General features: G+C 56.3%; 14 protein-coding genes, 2 tRNA genes and 3 rRNA genes. 5 read left to right on the top strand and 14 right to left on the bottom strand.

Annotation, left to right across the window (positions count from 1 at the left end; translation table 11 throughout):
* Positions 1-111 precede the first annotated feature (111 nt).
* Complete coding sequence (locus ACYZTX_RS06715; protein ID WP_462033428.1) at positions 112-636, top strand: SET domain-containing protein-lysine N-methyltransferase; 525 nt, start codon at positions 112-114, stop codon at positions 634-636.
* Positions 637-642: 6 nt separating this feature from the next.
* Here ACYZTX_RS06715 and can read toward each other — a convergent pair whose 3' ends face one another.
* On the bottom strand, positions 643-1,287 hold the full coding sequence (can, locus tag ACYZTX_RS06710; protein ID WP_462033427.1) for a carbonate dehydratase: 645 nt from the start codon (positions 1,285-1,287) through the stop codon (positions 643-645).
* Between the two features lie 153 nt (positions 1,288-1,440).
* On the opposite strand from can, the gene ACYZTX_RS06705 reads away from it, so the two are divergent.
* Entirely contained in the window at positions 1,441-1,845 is a 405-nt protein-coding gene (locus ACYZTX_RS06705) for a serine kinase/phosphatase (protein ID WP_462033426.1), read from the top strand.
* 125 nt (positions 1,846-1,970) lie between these two features.
* Here the strand turns inward: ACYZTX_RS06705 and rimI are convergent, their stop codons facing one another.
* Both rimI and ACYZTX_RS06695 read right to left on the bottom strand, forming a co-directional pair.
* Positions 1,971-2,423 (bottom strand): ribosomal protein S18-alanine N-acetyltransferase, encoded by a 453-nt coding sequence (rimI, locus tag ACYZTX_RS06700; protein ID WP_462033425.1) that lies wholly within the window; start codon positions 2,421-2,423, stop codon positions 1,971-1,973.
* Positions 2,416-3,156 carry an energy transducer TonB gene (locus tag ACYZTX_RS06695; RefSeq protein WP_462036996.1) on the bottom strand — a complete coding sequence of 247 codons (741 nt, stop codon included), beginning with the start codon at positions 3,154-3,156 and terminating at the stop codon, positions 2,416-2,418. Before ACYZTX_RS06695 ends, rimI begins: the two co-directional genes overlap by 8 nt.
* 206 nt (positions 3,157-3,362) lie before the next feature.
* On the opposite strand from ACYZTX_RS06695, the gene mksB reads away from it, so the two are divergent.
* The 3 genes from mksB to mksF are packed head-to-tail and all read left to right on the top strand — an operon-like array spanning position 3,363 to position 8,168.
* Positions 3,363-4,640 carry an Mks condensin complex protein MksB gene (mksB, locus tag ACYZTX_RS06690; RefSeq protein WP_462033424.1) on the top strand — a complete coding sequence of 426 codons (1,278 nt, stop codon included), beginning with the start codon at positions 3,363-3,365 and terminating at the stop codon, positions 4,638-4,640.
* The gene (gene mksE / locus ACYZTX_RS06685) at positions 4,630-5,331 is read left to right on the top strand and encodes an Mks condensin complex protein MksE (protein ID WP_462033423.1); all 702 of its coding nucleotides are present in this window, start codon (positions 4,630-4,632) and stop codon (positions 5,329-5,331) included. Before mksB ends, mksE begins: the two co-directional genes overlap by 11 nt.
* On the top strand, positions 5,328-8,168 hold the full coding sequence (gene mksF / locus ACYZTX_RS06680; protein ID WP_462033422.1) for an Mks condensin complex protein MksF: 2,841 nt from the start codon (positions 5,328-5,330) through the stop codon (positions 8,166-8,168). The genes mksE and mksF overlap by 4 nt, the downstream gene beginning before the upstream one ends.
* A gap of 71 nt (positions 8,169-8,239) precedes the next feature.
* Here the strand turns inward: mksF and ACYZTX_RS06675 are convergent, their stop codons facing one another.
* The 11 genes from ACYZTX_RS06675 to pssA all read right to left on the bottom strand — a co-directional run bounded on the left by ACYZTX_RS06675 (position 8,240) and on the right by pssA (position 20,271).
* The gene (locus tag ACYZTX_RS06675; RefSeq protein WP_462033421.1) at positions 8,240-10,543 is read right to left on the bottom strand and encodes a PqiB family protein; all 2,304 of its coding nucleotides are present in this window, start codon (positions 10,541-10,543) and stop codon (positions 8,240-8,242) included.
* Entirely contained in the window at positions 10,536-11,159 is a 624-nt protein-coding gene (locus ACYZTX_RS06670) for a paraquat-inducible protein A (RefSeq protein ID WP_462033420.1), read from the bottom strand. Before ACYZTX_RS06670 ends, ACYZTX_RS06675 begins: the two co-directional genes overlap by 8 nt.
* Positions 11,146-11,805 (bottom strand): paraquat-inducible protein A, encoded by a 660-nt coding sequence (locus ACYZTX_RS06665; protein WP_462033419.1) that lies wholly within the window; start codon positions 11,803-11,805, stop codon positions 11,146-11,148. Before ACYZTX_RS06665 ends, ACYZTX_RS06670 begins: the two co-directional genes overlap by 14 nt.
* A gap of 148 nt (positions 11,806-11,953) precedes the next feature.
* A 5S ribosomal RNA gene (rrf, locus tag ACYZTX_RS06660) occupies positions 11,954-12,069 on the bottom strand.
* Between the two features lie 155 nt (positions 12,070-12,224).
* Positions 12,225-15,116 (bottom strand): 23S ribosomal RNA (locus ACYZTX_RS06655).
* Between the two features lie 251 nt (positions 15,117-15,367).
* Positions 15,368-15,443 (bottom strand) — tRNA-Ala (locus tag ACYZTX_RS06650).
* A gap of 30 nt (positions 15,444-15,473) precedes the next feature.
* A tRNA-Ile gene (locus tag ACYZTX_RS06645) sits at positions 15,474-15,550 on the bottom strand.
* An 83-nt stretch (positions 15,551-15,633) separates the two neighbouring features.
* Positions 15,634-17,172: ribosomal RNA gene (locus tag ACYZTX_RS06640) — 16S ribosomal RNA — on the bottom strand.
* The 16S, 23S and 5S rRNA genes sit together here with 2 tRNA genes alongside, the layout of an rRNA operon.
* A 544-nt stretch (positions 17,173-17,716) precedes the next feature.
* Positions 17,717-18,337, bottom strand: coding sequence for a protein-methionine-sulfoxide reductase heme-binding subunit MsrQ (gene msrQ, locus ACYZTX_RS06635; protein ID WP_462033418.1), 621 nt, complete (start codon positions 18,335-18,337; stop codon positions 17,717-17,719).
* On the bottom strand, positions 18,337-19,350 hold the full coding sequence (gene msrP / locus ACYZTX_RS06630) for a protein-methionine-sulfoxide reductase catalytic subunit MsrP (protein ID WP_462033417.1): 1,014 nt from the start codon (positions 19,348-19,350) through the stop codon (positions 18,337-18,339). Before msrP ends, msrQ begins: the two co-directional genes overlap by 1 nt.
* A 63-nt stretch (positions 19,351-19,413) precedes the next feature.
* Entirely contained in the window at positions 19,414-20,271 is an 858-nt protein-coding gene (pssA, locus tag ACYZTX_RS06625) for a CDP-diacylglycerol--serine O-phosphatidyltransferase (protein WP_462033416.1), read from the bottom strand.
* Positions 20,272-20,398 lie beyond the last annotated feature (127 nt).

Genomic DNA, 20,398 nt, shown 5'->3' with positions numbered 1-20,398 from the left:
GTAGACCCGCTGTTTCATTTGCGAGAGGCTTGAGACGTACCCATGTGTTGCAGAGCTGACAGGATCGTCAGCTGACGGAGGTCGCAGCACCCCAGCCGGACAAGGATCGTTATGAAAACCCACGCCCTGCACGCGACGCTTGCGCAACCACCCGATGGGATTTATCCATTTACGGAGTTGCCCGTTCGCCTTGGATTCCCCTCCAGGACCGACTTCGAGATTATCGACAACGCCAACGGATCGGCGGCAGCCGTCGCAGCACTTCGGGACTTCCCCCGTATCAGCCGGATTTGTCGAGCGTCGGGGCATCTGCTGCCTTATCGCTGTCGGCATACCCGGCAAATGGCCCGTGGCATCCATGTCTACGACCCGCGCTTCTGCGGGCTGCTGCGTCACTCCTGCGACCCCAACGTATTTCTCGACATGAGCGAGCTGTGGTTATGGGCGCTGAAAGACATCAAAAAAGGCGACCGACTGACGATGGATTACGCCACCACCGAAGACAAACTCCTGCGTCAGTTCGCCTGTCAGTGTGGCTCGTGCGACTGCCGTGGCTGGATCACCGGCTACGATGAACCGCCGAACGCCGACGGCCAGTTGTTTTTGCAACACTGGCGTCGGCGAACGCTCTGCTGATGGGCGTTACAACGCCTCGACCGGACGCAAACGGTATTGCGGCGGCAGTTGCTCGAAACCACTGATGGTCGTGTTCAGGCTTTTCCAGCGACCGTCCTTGATGCCATAGATGCAACCGTGGATCGAGAGGTTCTGCCCGCGATGCCAGGCGTTTTGCACAATGCTGGTGTGCCCGACGTTGGCCACTTGCTGGATCACGTTGAGCTCGCAGAGACGGTCAACCTGTTCTTCTTCGGTCGGCAACTCCGCCAGTTCTTCGCGCTTTTCGTAATACAGATCGCGAATCGAGCGCAACCAGCCGTCAATCAGGCCCAGCTGACGGTCCTGCATCGAGGCGCGCACGCCACCGCAGCCATAGTGGCCGGTAACGAGGATGTGTTTGACCTTCAGCACGTCGACCGCGTACTGAATCACCGACAGGCAGTTGAGGTCGGTGTGCAGCACCACGTTGGCCACGTTGCGGTGGACGAACAGGTCGCCGGGTAGCATACCGACGATCTCGTTGGCCGGCACGCGGGCGTCGGAACAGCCAATCCACAGGTATTCCGGTGTCTGTTGGCGGGCCAGCTTGGAGAAGAAGTCCGGATCTTCCTGCTTGATCGCTTCAGCCCAGCGTTCGTTGTTATCAATCAGATCTTGTAATTCGTTCATGCTGTGAAGCCTCGATAATGATGCGCTGGTTTGACAGACAACCGTCCATCGGGGTCACGCGCGCGATGCATATTATCCGGTGTTGCGAGTCGTTGGAATTCTCAGCAGCCCAGTGGGTCCACCCTAGTAAGGCCCACAGTATGAGGAATTGCCATGACTGAATCACGACGTCCGTACGATGCGGTGCAACCCGAGCCCATCGATGATAACGAAGACCGCATGGGATCGATGCATGAGCTGGATTTCGACGACAAAACACCCAGCGGTAAAATCGGCGACGAGCTGGCGGAAACGGATCGCAAGCGGCTGATGCCTCAGGATCGAGTACGTGAAGCCGGCATGACCGGGGCCTCGACCGATGACCATGAATCCACTGATGACGATATGAGCCCGGAAACCCTGATTCATGAAGACGGCGCGCGCGATGCTCATGAGGCCGGCGAAGGCGAACAGGCTGATTGGGATTTGAGCATTGTCGATGAAGACGACATTGGCGGTGGTAATGGGCTGGATGAAGCGGAAATGGCGCAGCGCGATCCGATAGACGGTAATCGTTGATCTATCTGTATGAGATATTTGAATGTAGGAGCTGCCGAAGGCTGCGATCTTTTGATCTTTTGTTGTCGCGGCACGGAAAGATCAAAAGATCGCAGCCTTCGGCAGCTCCTACACGGGATCGCCGTTCAATCCACCAAAGTGCAGGCCATGACCACGGCATCTTCCCTGCCGCCAACCGCCGGGTAATAATCGCGTCGACGACCAATCTCGTTAAACCCGTACCGCTCATACAACTTAAACGCGCCACGGTTGCTGTCGCGCACTTCCAGAAAACACTCCCGCGCCTTGGCGTCATACGCCCGGGACATTAAATGCTCCAGCAACGTCAAGCCGAGACCACGGCCCTGGTTTTCCGGTTTGACGGTGATGTTCAGCAGATGCGCTTCATCAAGGATGATCTGCACCACACCGTGACCTACCTGTTGCGCACCTTCGAACATCAACCAGATCTGGTACTTGCCCAGGCCATCGAGAAAAATTCCGCGGGTCCACGGGTGGCTATAAGCCGCGTATTCGATTTTCAGTACAGCGTCCATGTCCGCCTCGATCATCGGGCGGAACGATACAGCGTCACTCATCCGATTCTTTCCAGCGCGCCATCAGCCGACGCATGGCTTGCCAGACATCAGCCTTACGCTGTGGCTCTTCCATTAATAATTCCAGACCCGGCAGGGCCCAGACCGAGCCCAGGCCATCGACCTGGAGTTCACGGTTGAAGGATTCGGCGTTCGCTTCACCCGCGAAACGCACCGCCGGCAGGCCGATCAGCCACACGCAGACGCATGGAGCGTCTTCCAGCCGGGCCGAGAGAAAACCTTGCACGAAGTCGCGAGCCGCTTCCGGGCCTTGATCCATGGTGCCCCGAACCAGCAACGGCCAGCGCACCGGCTCACCGACAATCTGCGGGCTGTCCGGCAGACAGGCGGCACGCAGCATGTCCTTGAGCAACAGATAGGCGGGGTCGCGGGTCTGAAACGATTCGCCTGTGGGTAACTCGACCAACAGCAGGCAGCGCCCGGCTCGCAGCAATTGCAGGGCGAAACGCGGCGGCGGCACGACCGGCGCCTTGACCGCGACCGGCGGCGCCTCTTCTTCGACTTTGGCATTCGTTCGCGTGCTGGCCAACGATGGCCGTGGCACTTCGATTTTTACCCGTTCGGCCGGTTTGACCACAGGTTCCACGGGCGCCTCAGCCACAGGAGCCGGCGCCAACGGGGCGACGACCAACGGCTCGGGCATCTCCAGCAGTTCAGGGCGCGAGGGCGCAGCAAAGGGCAATTCGGTGCGCGGCAGCCAGTTGACCACCTGCATGGCGGTCAAATAAGCGCGGCGACGGGACTCGATAAGCAAAGGTCGGCCACTTGTGGATAACTAAAGTGCGGTGATTCTACCGCCCTTCGCGCAAGATCGCCCACGCTTGATCGATAGAAAGCCAACTGTCCGTCCCGAGAGTGAATCGCAACGAGCCTGATGCAGTACAATCGCTGCTTTTATTCGATAACCAGCCGGCCATTCCGATGATCGAACCCAAGCGCGTCTTGCGCGCCCTCGCTGAACACTGGGCACTTCTGGAGCCACTGTGCGAGCACTTCGACCAAGGCACCTTGAGCCTCAACGAACTGCGCACGCAACTGGGCGCCCAGCAACTGGACAGTACGCCGCAGGACATCACCAGCCTGCTGGACGTGTGGATCCGCCTCGACATTCTGGTTCCCGTGGCGAAAAGCCCGAACCGTTTCGAGCTCAACGCGCAGATCCACGACTTCCTCGCTTACCTGCGCCGTGAGCACCGTCTGGGCCTGTGCCTGGAAATCGAAGCCTATCTGCGCCACCTCGAGCGTCTGGCCGGTTACATCCAGGACGCCTTCGACATACGCGATGGCCACGACCTGGCGCGCCAGCTGCGCCTGCTCGACATGCGCGTACGCGACGTGCTGAAGAAACTCGCCAACGATGAACAGGCGCTGGTGGCCGTCGCCGAGCGCGCGAAGACCAGCGACCGGCAGATCCCACTGCGTCAGCGTTACGCTGAAGTGCTCGCGACCTGGGACGAATACGTCGAACCGATGATCCAGTTGGTCAATGCCGACGGTGCCTTCGAACAAGGCGTGCGCAAGGTCGAGAACGTGCTGCTGCGCATGCTCACCGAGCAGCAGCGCCTCGGCCATCTGGTCGATGACGACATGCTGCTGCGCACTCACGCGCGCATCCTCGAAATGCAGACCAGCGCCCAGCTGACCCTGCGTCACGCTCGCGAGTTGTTGTTGCCGCTGCGTGAAGAAGCACGCCGCCACAACGCCGTGACCCGAGGCGCCGCACTGGCCTTGTCGGCCATCCGCCGCAAGGGTATTGATGCGGTGCCGCAGGCCGCCATGCCGATGTTCACCCGTCCGCAAAGTACCTTCCTTGGCAGCGCCAGCCAGGTCGAAGCCTACGTCTATGCGCTGGCGCGATTCGAGCCAAAACCGGCGCGCTTCCCCAAGGCCCACAAGACTCAGAAAGGCGAAGCCCCGCGCGCGCCACGCACCGTTCGCGAAATGCTCGAACGCTGCGAAGACGCGCTGCCGATGCCGGACCTGATGACCTGGCTGCTGGAGCAGGAGCCGGACGGCGCCACCGACGAATTGCTGTATTGGTTCTCGCGTCTGTCGCGGGAAAAACGCTTCAAACGCGAGCGTCTGGAACGCCGCGATTACCACACTCATGAGCACCAGGTCAGCCTGCGCTCCTTCGCCCTGCTCTCGGCCCGCGACACCGCCGCCGAGGATTCTGCGAGCAACCAAAATGCATCTTGATCTATCCGAACTGTCCCAGCTGGCGCCGATCTTTCGCGAGCTGTTCAAGGGCTACCACGTCAGCCGCCGCGATCCGGAGCTGTACGCGCAACTGTCAAATTTCCAGGACCAGTACCGCACACTGTTCAAGGCGTTGGGCTTTGAACTGGTCTGCGACACTCGTGGTTTCTATTACTTCGTACCGGACCTGGCCGCTGCGACGGTAAACAAGACTGCCCAGCGTCTGGCGCTGTTCACCTTCATCCTCGTCGAGCACCTGGCCGACCAGGGCCGCGACCCGGTCGCCGTGCTGGATGGTGGCAGCCTCGGCCGCGATGAATTGCCGTCATTGCTCGAAAAATATCGCGACCTGTTCATCCAGGCCGAAGTGCAGACAGTCGAAGAACTCGAAGAAAAAATCATGCGCCGCATGACTCAGCTCGGTTTCGCCGGCGAAGAAAACGGCATCTACCGTTTCCTGCCGCCGATGCACCGTTTCCTCGATGTCTGCCTCTCGGTTCAGCAGGATCGCGATCTGGCGGCCAGCCTGCACAGCGTGTTGCCGCTGCCGGTTCCGGTTTTGATCGACGACGACAGCGATGAAAAACTTTTGGAAACCGATGACCCGCTCGATTTGAGTGACTTCGAAGAAGAAAGCGAAGAAGACGCCATGGCCCGCGCCATTGCCGAAGAACAGGAGACCGACGCATGAGCAAGGAACGCTACGGCATTCGCCGCTTTGCCCTTTTGAACACCGCCGGTTACAGCCTCGGCCTGTTCCCGCTGGAAGAACCGTTGTCGGTTTACGGCGCGAACAACCTCGGCAAATCCGCCTCGATCAACGCGTTGCAATTCCCGATCCTGGCGCGCATGTCGGACATGAGTTTCGGCAAGTACAGCCTGGAACAATCCCGTCGCTTCTACTTCGCCTCGGACACCAGTTACATCCTGGTCGAAGTCTCGCTGCCTCACGGCCCTCATGTCATTGGCGTGGTTGGTCGCGGCCCGGGTGGTGGTTTCGGTCACCAGTTTTTTGCCTACGCTGGCAAGCTGGATCTGGCCCATTACCAGAAAAACGACACCTGCCTGCGTCAGAAAGAATTGTTCACCAACCTTGAGCGCGAAGGCCTGAAAGCCTACGAACTCAAGCCTGATGAACTGCGTCGTTTGTTGGTCGGCGGGCACACGTCGATCCCGCTGGACCTGACGCTGATCCCGTTGCGCTCCACCAGCGAGCAGAGCCTGAAGACGTTCCGCGCACTGTTCATCAATTTGCTGCACATGCGCGAAATCACAGCGGCCAAGCTCAAGCAACTGTTTCTCGATGCATTCGAACACAGCCTGCGTTCCGGCAGCGTCGACTACATCGCCGCGTGCGAAGAAGCGTTCCGCGATGTACGACGCATGGAGCAGGACTACAACGCGCTGGTCATTGCGGGCCCATTGGTCGAAGCCCTTGCGGCAGGCGTGACCCAGCGCAATATCCTGCGCGGCAAATTGCACCGGATCTCGCCGTTGCTCGATTCCTTGCTCGGCACCTGGTCGGACTACGCCAGTGCGCGCAAGGAAGAGCTGACGATTCAGGCCGAGCATTACCGTAATGAGCAGGATGCGCTGCAAAACGATCAGCGCGGCGGCACTCAGGAGCTGATGCGTCTGGAGCGGGAAATCACCGGCATCCAGCGCTGGCTCGGCGAGTTGTCGGTGCTCAAGCATCGTTTCGCGTTGGTCACTGACGTCAAAGTCCTTGAGCAGCAACTGCTCGCGGCCAAGGATGCACACGATGAATTGGCCGGTGCGTTGGCTCAGTCGCGGCAGTTCTCTGCCGAAGATCTGGAAGAGCGCTTGCGGGATCTGGAAAAACGCCTGAAGTCGGTGAAACAACAACTCGATCACGCCGACAACAACAGCTACGCCCGCCTGCGCGAGGAGTTCTCGCAACAGGACGTCGAGCGCCTGATGCGTCTGTTCAACAGTGCGCTGTTCAGTCTGCCGCTGGGCGAGCATGGCATCACGCTGGACGAGGACGGTCAGTGGGTCAAATCCATGGAGCTGATTCTCGACGGCTTCAAAGGCGAGCGCTTCGAAGTGCCGGGCCTATCCATCGACATCTCGAACATCGAGCCTCCAGCGTTGCAAGCCCTGGCTGACCGCGCGGCGTTGCGCGATCAGAAAGAGCGCCTGGACAAAGAACTCAAGCAACTGAAAACCCAGCAAGCTGTTGCAGCCGACCGCGCCGCGAGCAAGACCCAGACCGAAGCGCTGTACCAGCAAGTGCTGGATGCGCAGAAAGCGTTGGAAGATTTCCGCCGCGCGCAAACCTTGAGCGCCGAGGAAGACGACAAGCTTGAGCAATTGGCCCAGATGGAAGCAGCTCAGGAAGAGTTGAAGCGTTCCAGCGACGCCTTCACCGAACGCGTCCAGCAACTGTCGGCCAAGTTGCAACTGGTCGGCCGGCAGATCGGCGACATGGAAGCCAAGCAACGCACCCTCGACGACGCCCTGCGCCGCCGTCAGCTGTTGCCGGCAGACCTGCCATTCGGGACGCCATTCATGGACCCGATCGACGACTCCATGGACAACCTGCTCCCGCTGCTCAATGACTATCAGGACAGCTGGCAAGGTTTGTTGCGCAGCGATGGTCAGATCGAGGCGCTGTACGCTCAGGTCCGCCTCAAGGGCGTGGCCAAGTTCGACAGCGAAGACGATATGGAGCGTCGCCTGCAACTGCTGATCAATGCGTACGCGCACCGCACCGACGAAGCCCTGACCCTTGGCAAGGCACGTCGTGCGGCCGTTACCGACATCGCTCGGACCCTGCGCAACATCCGCAGCGACTACGACAGCCTTGAGCATCAACTGGCGCTGTTCAACCGCGAGATCAACAAGCGTCAGGTCTCCAACCTTCAGAGTTTCCGCATCGTGCTGGCGCCGAACAAGGAAGCGCTCAAGCACATCGACCAGATCATCCACAGCGCCGGCCAGTACGAAGAAGGCGAAACCCTTTCGGTTTTCGACCTGAGCCAAAGCGCTGATCAGGACAACAAGAACGAAGAAGCCAAGGAATACCTGGCGCGTCTGGTGGCGGCGAACCACAACCAGCTCGGGCTGAAGGACTTGTTCGAACTGGCGTTCGAGATCACCAAGGTCAACGGATCGCCGGTGATTCATACCGACATCGATGGCGCCGCTTCGAACGGCACGACCATGACCATCAAGGCGCTGACCAACATGTACTTGTTGCTGCACTTGATGGACCGCGATCAGGCCGGTCGCGTGCGCCTGCCGTACTACCTCGACGAGGCGGCGGACATCGACGAAAAGAACCAGGCCGCGCTGTTGGAAACCAGCCTGCAACTGGGCTTCGTGCCGATCCTGGCGAGTGTGAAGCCGCAGGTCTGCGCCAGTGTCGCCATCGACCTCGAAGGTGGCAGCGGCCCGAACGGGATCTACATCGACGAAGCGGACTGGAAGTACATCCGTCGTCACGATGAAGTGAAGGCTGCCGTTAATGTTGAAGCGGACGAGCCTGAGCTGGATGCGGTTTGAGTTAAACCGTTAGATACGAAAAAGGCCGCGATCCAATGGATCGCGGCCTTTTTCATGTCTGCTGTTTGGGCTTAATTGCCGATCGAAATCTTCGGCGCCCAGGTCAGCCATTCATCTTCAAACTTATCGAACAGCGGGAACGTTTGCTCAGGTCGCGCCGGACTGCCCATGCGCTCACCGTCCGGCGTGGCGAAAGCGATACCGCCCTGAATCAGTGTCTCCAGCGATTCGGTTCGCATCGTCGCGCCCTTGAACAAGCCGTAATCAAAGCCGAAACCACTGGAGTTCCAGAAACGCGTGCCGCTGCGCACCAACGGCGCGTACTTCGGCTCGATCAGGATGTGCACCAACACTCGATCGGCGGTCTGGCCGAGCTCATAACCCGTCACTTTGCCCACGGTGATTTCGCGATAGGTGACCGGCACACCGGTTTTCAGCGAACCACGGCGAGCAGCACTCAACACCAGGCTCAAACCGGCTTCTTGTTTAGCAGTTTCCGGCGGACTGGCCAAGGCGACGAAGTTTTTCTGCGGACCGAGGTTTTTCGCTGCCGGTTGCACTTCGATGTATTGTCCAGTGACCAGCGTTTCGAGGTTGGACGTCTTGATCAGACCCAGTTCAGGTTTGACTACCCAGAACTGACTGCCAACCCGAGCGATACGCTCCGGCACTTCGGTGATTCGTGCGGTGAGCATCACCGATTGCAGGTCATCACTGAGGTCGACGTCTTCAATCTTGCCAACATCCAGGCCTTTGAATCTCACAGGTGTGCCGTTGCGTAAGCCATCGGCGCGATCCACCTTGATCGTGACTACGGCGCCTTTCTGGTTGGCCTCGTCATGGCTGGCGAACAGGCGAAAACGCGGAATCCGCTTCTGCAACGGCGCCTTGGCTTCCGGAGTTTCGAAAGCAATACCGCCGGCCATCAGGCTTTGCAGCGACTCACTTTTGACCTGGATCCCCCCAGTCAGCCCACCCGTCAGCGTGATGCCGCTGGCATTCCAGAACCGTGTCGAGGCGTTGACCAGACCTTCGTATTCCTTCTCGATGTGTACACCGATCACCAACTGTTTTTTGGTGCGCGAGAACTGATAGCTCTGGACCGAACCGACCTTGACCTGTTTGTAGAGAATCGGACTGCCGACTTCCAGGGAACCCAGATTCTCGGTAAACAGCACCAGATGCAATCCTGGTGCACGCAAGTCGAGCGGCGGTGCCTTCGGCCGTGCCACAAACTCGCGTTGCGGTGAGGCGCCTTTGTCTCCTGGACGCACGGCAATGTAGTTACCTTTGACCAGCGCTTCGAGACCGGTGATACCGGCCAGCGAGATCGACGGTTTGACCACCCAGAACTGGGTTCCTTCGACCAGGTAATCTTCAGCCAGCGGATCGAGGGTCAATTCGGCGGTGGCACTGGATAGATCAGGGTCGACCTTGAGCGCTTTCAGATTGCCGACCTGGATGCCCTTGTACATCACCGGTGTGCGACCAGCCTGCATTCCTTCGAAGTCGCTGAGTTTGACCTTGACCCGAAGCCCGGCAGCGGCCGCATCGAAATCTTCGTAGAGACGGAACGGCAGGCTTGGATCGGTGGGCGGACTGTCCTTGCGGTTCTCCGGCGTGGCAAACGCGATACCGCCGGCAACGATGCTGGCCAGGGACTCGCTGCGCACTTTCACACCCGACAGGTTGGCGTCGATGCTGATGCCGCTGGCGTTCCAGAAACGCGTGTGTTTGCGCACCAGTTTGGCGTAGGTGGGTTCGATGAAGACTTTGAGCTCAACAGTGCTTTGGTCTTCGGAGAGCAAGTAGCTTTTGACCTGGCCAACCCTGATCTGCTTGTAGAACACCGGACTACCGCGGTTCAACGAGCCGAGGCGATCAGCCTTGATGGTCAGGTGCAGACCAGGCTGAGCGTCCGACAGCGGCGGCTCTTCGGCCAGGGCTTTGAACTTGCGAGTCGGCTCACCCTCGCCTGGGCTTATCGCGACGTAGTTACCCGAGACCAGCGTCTCCAGCCCAGTGATGCCAGCCAGGGTCACGCTCGGTTTGACCAGCCAGAAACGGGTGCTGGTCCGCAGGTATTGCTCCACGTCCTTGTTCATCTCGACGGTAGCGATCACGCCTTTAGAGCTGCCTTTATCATCAAGTTTGAGGGTCTTCACCTTACCCACCGACATGCCTTTGTAGACGACTTCGGTCTTGTTGGCCTGAATGCCTTCACCGCTTTCGAAACGCACCTGAATCTCGAGGCCGGTCTCGTTGTAGGCACGCCAGCCGAGCCAGCCGCCGATGATCAGGGCGATCAGTGGCAGTACCCAGATAGCAGACCAGTTCGAGGCCGGTCGGGTTTTTGCTGTAGGCAAATCAGTCATGGTCGTCGTCCGACTCCGTGTTATCCCAAATCAGTCGGGGATCGAAAGTTACTGCGGCAAGCATCGTCAGAATCACCACACTGGCGAAAGCGATGGCGCCAAGATTGGCTTCGACGCTGGCAAGCCGTCCGAAATTCACAACCGCCACCAGGATGGCGATCACAAAGATATCGAGCATCGACCAGCGGCCAATGAACTCAATAAAGCGATACATCCAAATGCGTTGGCGAGCCGACAGTGGCTGGCGGCGCTGCACGGAAAACAGAAGCAGTGCGATGCCCACCAATTTGAACGTTGGTACCAGAATACTGGCGATAAAAACCACGGCGGCGATGGGGATCATGCCGTGCTGAACCAGTTGGATCACACCGGACATGATGGTGCTGGGATCACCCTGCCCCAGTGAACTGACGGTCATGATCGGCAGCACGTTGGCCGGGATGTACAGAACCGCGGCGGTCACCAGCAGTGCCCAGGTACGCGTCACACTGTTCGGACGGCGGGCGTGAACCAGCGCACCGCAACGGGTGCAGACCTGCTCGTCGGTGTCGGCTTCCTGCTTGTTCAATTCATGGCATTCTGCGCAAATAAGAATGCCTGCATCAATCGCCCGCATGGGCATCCTCTCCTGATAAAGCCTGCCAGATCTGATGAGGCGACATCACAACCTCCAGCCAGACCTGAACCAACAACAACCCGATAAAGCACACCAGGCCAAGACCAACGGTAATTGCTGCCATATCTGCCAGTTTGACGATCGCTACCAGTACGCCCATGAGGTAAACCTCGAGCATCCCCCAATCGCGTAAATGGTGATAAATGCGGTAGAGCAACAGGCCGTAACTGCGTCCGATATCGAAACGAATACTCAGCAGTACTGCCAGTTGGCAGAGCAGTTTGAGCAGCGGGATTCCCATACTGCAGAGAAACACCACGACTGCCACGCCCTGCATTCCGGTATTGAACAGGCCAACAACACCACTCCAGACAGTGTCATCCGATGACTGCCCAAGTAGATGGAGCTGCATGATGGGTAAAAAGTTCGCCGGGATATACAACAACAGAGCGGCGAGAACCAGGGCGAGACTGCGCTGTACGACGTTATGCCGATGGGCGTAGAGCTCGTAACCGCAGCGCGGACAGAGCGCTTTCTCGCCATGGGCGACCACGGGCTTGCGCATCAGCAAGTCGCACTCATGACACGCTACCAAGTCGTCCAGCGGTAATTCTGACAGCCCAGGGGCGTCAACCGGATCTGGCATAAAGGCTCTGGCTCCGAAAAAGTTTGACCTATTCTAGTGTCATAGATCGAAAATAACTGTGCAAATTTGTGCTGTAACTGAAAGCCACTTTCCTGCGGACAAAACAAAACCCCTACCTGCATACGCAGATAGGGGTTTCGGAATTTAATCTTGACGATGACCTACTCTCACATGGGGAAACCCCACACTACCATCGGCGATGCATCGTTTCACTGCTGAGTTCGGGATGGGATCAGGTGGTTCCAATGCTCTATGGTCGTCAAGAAATTCGGTAGCCAGGTCGTGGGCCTTTTCAGGTTCACGCTCCAGCGAATGGGTAGGCGATAGATTTGTGTGTTGCCTTGCGAATTTTCGACTGGTGTCGTCTTCACACACCGCAATCTGGCCTCTTTCGAGTTCACAAATTGCTTGGGTGTTATATGGTCAAGCCTCACGGGCAATTAGTATTGGTTAGCTCAACGCCTCACAGCGCTTACACACCCAACCTATCAACGTCGTAGTCTTCGACGGCCCTTCAGGGGACTCAAGGTCCCAGTGAGATCTCATCTTGAGGCTAGTTTCCCGCTTAGATGCTTTCAGCGGTTATCTATTCCGAACATAGCTACCCGGCAATGCCACTGGCGTGACAACCGGAACACCAGAGGTTCGTCCACTCCGGTCCTCTCGTACTAGGAGCAGCCCCTCTCAAATCTCAAACGTCCACGGCAGATAGGGACCGAACTGTCTCACGACGTTCTAAACCCAGCTCGCGTACCACTTTAAATGGCGAACAGCCATACCCTTGGGACCGGCTTCAGCCCCAGGATGTGATGAGCCGACATCGAGGTGCCAAACACCGCCGTCGATATGAACTCTTGGGCGGTATCAGCCTGTTATCCCCGGAGTACCTTTTATCCGTTGAGCGATGGCCCTTCCATACAGAACCACCGGATCACTAAGACCTACTTTCGTACCTGCTCGACGTGTCTGTCTCGCAGTCAAGCGCGCTTTTGCCTTTATACTCTACGACCGATTTCCGACCGGTCTGAGCGCACCTTCGTACTCCTCCGTTACTCTTTAGGAGGAGACCGCCCCAGTCAAACTACCCACCATACACTGTCCTCGATCCGGATAACGGACCTGAGTTAGAACCTCAAAGTTGCCAGGGTGGTATTTCAAGGTTGGCTCCACGCGAACTGGCGTCCACGCTTCAAAGCCTCCCACCTATCCTACACAAGCAAATTCAAAGTCCAGTGCAAAGCTATAGTAAAGGTTCACGGGGTCTTTCCGTCTAGCCGCGGATACACTGCATCTTCACAGCGATTTCAATTTCACTGAGTCTCGGGTGGAGACAGCGCCGCCATCGTTACGCCATTCGTGCAGGTCGGAACTTACCCGACAAGGAATTTCGCTACCTTAGGACCGTTATAGTTACGGCCGCCGTTTACCGGGGCTTCGATCAAGAGCTTCGCGTTAGCTAACCCCATCAATTAACCTTCCGGCACCGGGCAGGCGTCACACCCTATACGTCCACTTTCGTGTTTGCAGAGTGCTGTGTTTTTAATAAACAGTCGCAGCGGCCTGGTATCTTCGACCGGCATGGGCTTACGCAGTAAATGCTTCACCCTCACCGGCGCACCTTCTCCCGAAGTTACGGTGCCATTTTGCCTAGTTCCTTCACCCGAGTTCTCTCAAGCGCCTTGGTATTCTCTACCCAACCACCTGTGTCGGTTTGGGGTACGGTTCCTGGTTACCTGAAGCTTAGAAGCTTTTCTTGGAAGCATGGCATCAACCACTTCGTCACCCAAAGGGTAACTCGTCATCAGCTCTCGGCCTTAGAATCCCGGATTTACCTAAGATTCCAGCCTACCACCTTAAACTTGGACAACCAACGCCAAGCTGGCCTAGCCTTCTCCGTCCCTCCATCGCAATAACCAGAAGTACAGGAATATTAACCTGTTTTCCATCGACTACGCTTTTCAGCCTCGCCTTAGGGACCGACTAACCCTGCGTCGATTAACGTTGCGCAGGAAACCTTGGTCTTTCGGCGTGGGTGTTTTTCACACCCATTGTCGTTACTCATGTCAGCATTCGCACTTCTGATACCTCCAGCAAGCTTCTCAACTCACCTTCACAGGCTTACAGAACGCTCCTCTACCGCATCACCTAAGTGATACCCGTAGCTTCGGTGTATGGTTTGAGCCCCGTTACATCTTCCGCGCAGGCCGACTCGACTAGTGAGCTATTACGCTTTCTTTAAAGGGTGGCTGCTTCTAAGCCAACCTCCTAGCTGTCTAAGCCTTCCCACATCGTTTCCCACTTAACCATAACTTTGGGACCTTAGCTGACGGTCTGGGTTGTTTCCCTTTTCACGACGGACGTTAGCACCCGCCGTGTGTCTCCCATGCTCGGCACTTGTAGGTATTCGGAGTTTGCATCGGTTTGGTAAGTCGGGATGACCCCCTAGCCGAAACAGTGCTCTACCCCCTACAGTGATACATGAGGCGCTACCTAAATAGCTTTCGAGGAGAACCAGCTATCTCCGAGCTTGATTAGCCTTTCACTCCGATCCACAGGTCATCCGCTAACTTTTCAACGGTAGTCGGTTCGGTCCTCCAGTTAGTGTTACCCAACCTTCAACCTGCCCATGGATAGATCGCCCGGTTTCGGGTCTACTCCCAGCGACTAGACGCCCTATTAAGACTCGCTTTCGCTACGCCTCCCCTATTCGGTTAAGCTCGCCACTGAAAATAAGTCGCTGACCCATTATACAAAAGGTACGCAGTCACCCAACAAAGTGGGCTCCCACTGCTTGTACGCATACGGTTTCAGGATCTATTTCACTCCCCTCTCCGGGGTTCTTTTCGCCTTTCCCTCACGGTACTAGTTCACTATCGGTCAGTCAGTAGTATTTAGCCTTGGAGGATGGTCCCCCCATATTCAGACAAAGTTTCTCGTGCTCCGTCCTACTCGATTTCATGACTAAGAGATTTTCGCGTACAGGGCTATCACCCACTATGGCCGTACTTTCCAGAACGTTCCGCTAATCTCAAAGCCACTTAAGGGCTAGTCCCCGTTCGCTCGCCACTACTAAGGGAATCTCGGTTGATTTCTTTTCCTCAGGGTACTTAGATGTTTCAGTTCCCCTGGTTCGCCTCTTAAGCCTATGTATTCAGCTTAAGATAACCATCTTATGATGGCTGGGTTCCCCCATTCAGACATCTCCGGATCAAAGTCTGTTTGCCGACTCCCCGAAGCTTTTCGCAGGCTACCACGTCTTTCATCGCCTCTGACTGCCAAGGCATCCACCGTATGCGCTTCTTCACTTGACCATATAACCCCAAGCAATCTGGTTATACTGTGAAGACGACATTCGCCGAAAATTCGCATTCTTACTCATTAAGAGCAACTCACAAATTTTACCTTAGCCTGATCCGTTACCAGTGAAAGTAACGTCCAGTCTATCTTTCTATCACATACCCAAATTTTTAAAGAACGATCTAGCCAAAGACTAGAAATCAACATTCACCATCATCACAATGGAATGCTCATTTCTAAGCTTTCAACAAACAGAAGCAGTTAGTGGTGGAGCCAAACGGGATCGAACCGTTGACCTCCTGCGTGCAAGGCAGGCGCTCTCCCAGCTGAGCTATGGCCCCGTATTTCTACAGGCGTTTCCCACACAAAATTGGTGGGTCTGGGCAGATTCGAACTGCCGACCTCACCCTTATCAGGGGTGCGCTCTAACCAACTGAGCTACAGACCCAATTTCGGGCTGCTTCTATATCGTCTTCTTCAATGAATCAAGCAATTCGTGTGGGAACTTATGGAGCAGCTGATGTCGTCGATTAAGGAGGTGATCCAGCCGCAGGTTCCCCTACGGCTACCTTGTTACGACTTCACCCCAGTCATGAATCACACCGTGGTAACCGTCCTCCCGAAGGTTAGACTAGCTACTTCTGGTGCAACCCACTCCCATGGTGTGACGGGCGGTGTGTACAAGGCCCGGGAACGTATTCACCGCGACATTCTGATTCGCGATTACTAGCGATTCCGACTTCACGCAGTCGAGTTGCAGACTGCGATCCGGACTACGATCGGTTTTCTGGGATTAGCTCCACCTCGCGGCTTGGCAACCCTCTGTACCGACCATTGTAGCACGTGTGTAGCCCAGGCCGTAAGGGCCATGATGACTTGACGTCATCCCCACCTTCCTCCGGTTTGTCACCGGCAGTCTCCTTAGAGTGCCCACCATGACGTGCTGGTAACTAAGGACAAGGGTTGCGCTCGTTACGGGACTTAACCCAACATCTCACGACACGAGCTGACGACAGCCATGCAGCACCTGTCTCAATGTTCCCGAAGGCACCAATCCATCTCTGGAAAGTTCATTGGATGTCAAGGCCTGGTAAGGTTCTTCGCGTTGCTTCGAATTAAACCACATGCTCCACCGCTTGTGCGGGCCCCCGTCAATTCATTTGAGTTTTAACCTTGCGGCCGTACTCCCCAGGCGGTCAACTTAATGCGTTAGCTGCGCCACTAAGAGCTCAAGGCTCCCAACGGCTAGTTGACATCGTTTACGGCGTGGACTACCAGGGTATCTAATCCTGTTTGCTCCCCACGCTTTCGCACCTCAGTGTCAGTATCAGTCCAGGTGGTCGCCTTCGCCACTGGTGTTCCTTCCTATATCTACGCATTTCACCGCTACACAGGAAATTCCACCACCCTCTACCATACTCTAGCTCGACAGTTTTGAATGCAGTTCCCAGGTTGAGCCCGGGGATTTCACATCCAACTTAACGAACCACCTACGCGCGCTTTACGCCCAGTAATTCCGATTAACGCTTGCACCCTCTGTATTACCGCGGCTGCTGGCACAGAGTTAGCCGGTGCTTATTCTGTCGGTAACGTCAAAACAGCAAAGTATTAATTTACTGCCCTTCCTCCCAACTTAAAGTGCTTTACAATCCGAAGACCTTCTTCACACACGCGGCATGGCTGGATCAGGCTTTCGCCCATTGTCCAATATTCCCCACTGCTGCCTCCCGTAGGAGTCTGGACCGTGTCTCAGTTCCAGTGTGACTGATCATCCTCTCAGACCAGTTACGGATCGTCGCCTTGGTGAGCCATTACCTCACCAACTAGCTAATCCGACCTAGGCTCATCTGATAGCGCAAGGCCCGAAGGTCCCCTGCTTTCTCCCGTAGGACGTATGCGGTATTAGCGTCCGTTTCCGAGCGTTATCCCCCACTACCAGGCAGATTCCTAGGCATTACTCACCCGTCCGCCGCTCGCCACCAGGTACAAGTACCCGTGCTGCCGCTCGACTTGCATGTGTTAGGCCTGCCGCCAGCGTTCAATCTGAGCCATGATCAAACTCTTCAGTTCAAACATCTTTGGGTTTTTAAGAAACCCTAAACTTGGCTCAGCAATCGTTGGTTACATCTTTGATTTCTCGCGGAGTAACTTGTGATGCTGATAATCTTGTTGACTATCAGTCTGACTCCACAAGCACCCACACGAATTGCTTGATTCAGTTGTTAAAGAGCGGTTGGTTAAGATCTTTCGTCTCAACCGAGGCGCGCATTCTACAGCAGCCTCTGTTGCTGTCAAGCGGTTATCTTAAGAAGTTTTCAAAGTTTCCTCTGCAACTTCAACCACTTGCGCTTCCGATCTCTCGTTAGCGGGAGGCGAATTCTACAGCGTTACTCGCTGCTGTCAACACCTCTTTTACACCGCTTTCGACCGAGAAGATCGAACCGTTAAAAGAGCCACACAACCCTGCTCTCTCAACTCCTTCTGGACTTCGATGACCTGAAGCAACTCGCTGTCGAAAACTGCGTAACTCATTGTTTACCAAGGAGTTTTCCGTTTCGACTGCGCCGGAAGTGGGGCGAATTATAGACTTCCAGAATCTGCCGTCAACACCTATTTACGCTTTTCTCGCAGGAGGTGCCTTTTTAGCCATTAAACGGGGGATTCGGCGGGTTACATGCGGTATCCGCAACACTAATAGCAATGCGCCTATAAAGGCATAAACCGCCCACTCCTTCAGATCGGCGCGAACAATCCACAACATGTGCAGCAAACCAAGCCCGAGAACCACGTAGGAAAGACGATGCAATTTCTTCCAGCGAGAACCCAACCGCCGCTGACTATAGCGATTTGAGGTCACCGCCAACACCAATAAACAGACAAACCCCAGCGTCCCGACAATAATGTACGGCCGCTTACGCAACTCGACACCCAACTGCGACCAATCAAAGCCAAGGATGAATGCCGTATAACCACTCAAATGCATAACCACATAAGCGAAGCACCACAATCCGAGTTGCCGCCGGACAGCAATCCACCCCGCCCAACCGGTAAGCTTCTGCAGAGGTGTCATGCTTAAGGTAATGAGTAGCAGGACAAGCGTCCCCAGCCCCAACCGGTCAACCAGCACCTTGCCCGGATCAGGCCCAAGTACATCCTCCCAGGCCTGGTAGAGCCAAAGCAGCGGCCACACTCCTGCGGCTATAAAAATGCCAATTCGCCAAAACGGAAATCGCATCAATAGTTCTTCCGCAAATCGAGCCCTGTGTATAAAGAGGCGACTTCATCCGAGTAGCCATTGAACATCTGCGTATCCCGAACATTGGGCTTGAACAGCCCACTCGGCAAACGCCGCTCACGTGCCTGAGTCCAACGAGGATGGTCGACCGTAGGATTCACGTTCGCATAAAAACCATACTCATCCGAGGCAATGCTCTGCCAAGTGGTTTTCGGCTGCTCACTCACCAGACTGATCCGCACGATAGATTTGACGCTCTTGAATCCATACTTCCAAGGCACCACCAAACGCAGAGGCGCGCCGTTCTGATTAGGCAGCTCCCGTCCATACATACCTACAGCAAGAATCGCCAACGGATTCATCGCCTCATCCAGACGCAGCCCTTCCACATAAGGCCAGTCGATCAAGGCAAAACCGGAACGCTGCCCGGGCATGCTCTTGGGATCCTCCAGGGTCTCGAAGCGAATGAATTTGGCTTTGGAAGTCGGCTCGACTTCCTTGAGTAACGCCGAGATGGGAAAACCGATCCATGGAATGACCATCGACCAAGCCTCTACACAGCGAAGACGGTAGATGCGTTCCTCCAACTGATAAGGCTTCATGAAGTCTTCCAGTGCGTACCGTCCCGGCTTGCCTACCTCCCCGTCTACTACCACGCTCCAAGGCTCGGTTTTCAGCGCGCCAGCGTTGGCAGCGGGATCACCTTTATCCGTGCCGAACTCATAGAAGTTGTTGTAATGGGTCGCGTCCTTGAATGGCGTGATCGACTCATCCTTGACGTTGACCGCGCCCCACTTGGTAGACGGCAGTTTTTCGGCAAACCAGGAAGGCGCCTTGCCAGGCTCAACATCCGCATAACGCGCAGCATCACCAGCAGAGGCCCAACGCGGCAGGCTACTCACGGCCAAGCCGGCAACGGCGGCACCAAGAACATTGCGACGAGATAGATAGAAGGACTCAGGCGTGACGTCCGACTCATGGCAGTCAGACGCTTTGGAGACTTTGATCAGCATGGCAACTCCGCAGCATTGGAGGACAGATGCACCAATAGACTGCGGAGTATGAGGGAAATTACATCACTCGGCGCTTTTGTGCCGACGAAGACGCAACAGGTACTGCACGGGACCAGAAGCCGCATAGGCGAGGAAGACCAGCAGCAGGATGCGCGGCGGATCACTGAAAACCACGGCAAACACCAGCACCACGGCAAGAATCGCCACGAAAGGTACGCGCCCTTTCAAATCCAGCTCTTTGAAGCTGTTGTACTTGATGTTGCTGACCATCAGCATGCCGGCAGCTGCGACCATCAGCGCAACCAGGAAGGACATCTTGGAACCCTGGATGCCGTAATCACTGAACGCCCAGACAATGCCTGCGACCACACCAGCAGCAGCCGGACTGGCCAGGCCGATGAAGTAGCGTTTGTCCGCGGTGCCAACCTGGGTATTGAAACGCGCCAGGCGCAACGCCGCACCGGCGACATAAATGAAGGCGACCATCCAGCCGACCTTACCCATGTCACCCAATGCCCAACCGAATGCCAGCAATGCCGGCGCCACACCAAAGGCAACCATGTCCGACAGCGAGTCATACTCGGCACCGAAAGCGCTTTGGGTATTGGTCATACGGGCAACGCGACCGTCGAGGCCGTCAAGCACCATGGCAACGAAAATCGCGATCGCGGCAAACGCAAAATATTTGCTCGCGCCGATGGCATCACCGGCACTCAAGGCGCTCTGGGCGCTCATCGAATTGATGATGGAATAAAACCCTGCAAACAGATTCGCAGTGGTGAACAGATTCGGCAGAAGATAGATACCACGATGCCGGACTTTACGACCTTCAGCGTCATGCCCTTCCTCGATGTGTTCATCGATGGGCAGCAGACTTTCGGCGTCAGAAGCCTGGTTTGGCTCTTCGGGACGTTCGCTCATGGACATTACCTTGCAACGGGGTGGAAAGTTGGACAGGTGTCTGGGACGACGGTTCGGCCGCAAACGATGCAGCTTTATACCAGAACCGGTCACCCAAACGAAAAAACGCGGCCTAGGCCGCGTTTTC

The organism is Pseudomonas sp. MDT1-17, assembly GCF_054898105.1.
Note: the sequence above shows the minus strand (reverse complement) of the source record. Positions and strands in the feature narration are given on the sequence as shown.

Bases quoted from the DNA above. Each gene is read 5' to 3' on its own strand.
- pssA (WP_462033416.1), bottom strand. From the start codon at position 20,271: ATGAGCGAACGTCCCGAAGAGCCAAACCAGGCTTCTGACGCCGAAAGT.
- mksE (WP_462033423.1), top strand. From the start codon at position 4,630: ATGCATCTTGATCTATCCGAACTGTCCCAGCTGGCGCCGATCTTTCGC.
- ACYZTX_RS06665 (WP_462033419.1), bottom strand. From the start codon at position 11,805: ATGCCAGATCCGGTTGACGCCCCTGGGCTGTCAGAATTACCGCTGGAC.
- ACYZTX_RS06705 (WP_462033426.1), top strand. From the start codon at position 1,441: ATGACTGAATCACGACGTCCGTACGATGCGGTGCAACCCGAGCCCATC.
- msrP (WP_462033417.1), bottom strand. From the start codon at position 19,350: ATGCTGATCAAAGTCTCCAAAGCGTCTGACTGCCATGAGTCGGACGTC.
- mksB (WP_462033424.1), top strand. From the start codon at position 3,363: ATGATCGAACCCAAGCGCGTCTTGCGCGCCCTCGCTGAACACTGGGCA.
- can (WP_462033427.1), bottom strand. From the start codon at position 1,287: ATGAACGAATTACAAGATCTGATTGATAACAACGAACGCTGGGCTGAA.
- ACYZTX_RS06675 (WP_462033421.1), bottom strand. From the start codon at position 10,543: ATGACTGATTTGCCTACAGCAAAAACCCGACCGGCCTCGAACTGGTCT.
- ACYZTX_RS06695 (WP_462036996.1), bottom strand. From the start codon at position 3,156: ATGCAGGTGGTCAACTGGCTGCCGCGCACCGAATTGCCCTTTGCTGCG.
- ACYZTX_RS06670 (WP_462033420.1), bottom strand. From the start codon at position 11,159: ATGCGGGCGATTGATGCAGGCATTCTTATTTGCGCAGAATGCCATGAA.
- rimI (WP_462033425.1), bottom strand. From the start codon at position 2,423: ATGAGTGACGCTGTATCGTTCCGCCCGATGATCGAGGCGGACATGGAC.
- mksF (WP_462033422.1), top strand. From the start codon at position 5,328: ATGAGCAAGGAACGCTACGGCATTCGCCGCTTTGCCCTTTTGAACACC.
- msrQ (WP_462033418.1), bottom strand. From the start codon at position 18,337: ATGCGATTTCCGTTTTGGCGAATTGGCATTTTTATAGCCGCAGGAGTG.
- ACYZTX_RS06715 (WP_462033428.1), top strand. From the start codon at position 112: ATGAAAACCCACGCCCTGCACGCGACGCTTGCGCAACCACCCGATGGG.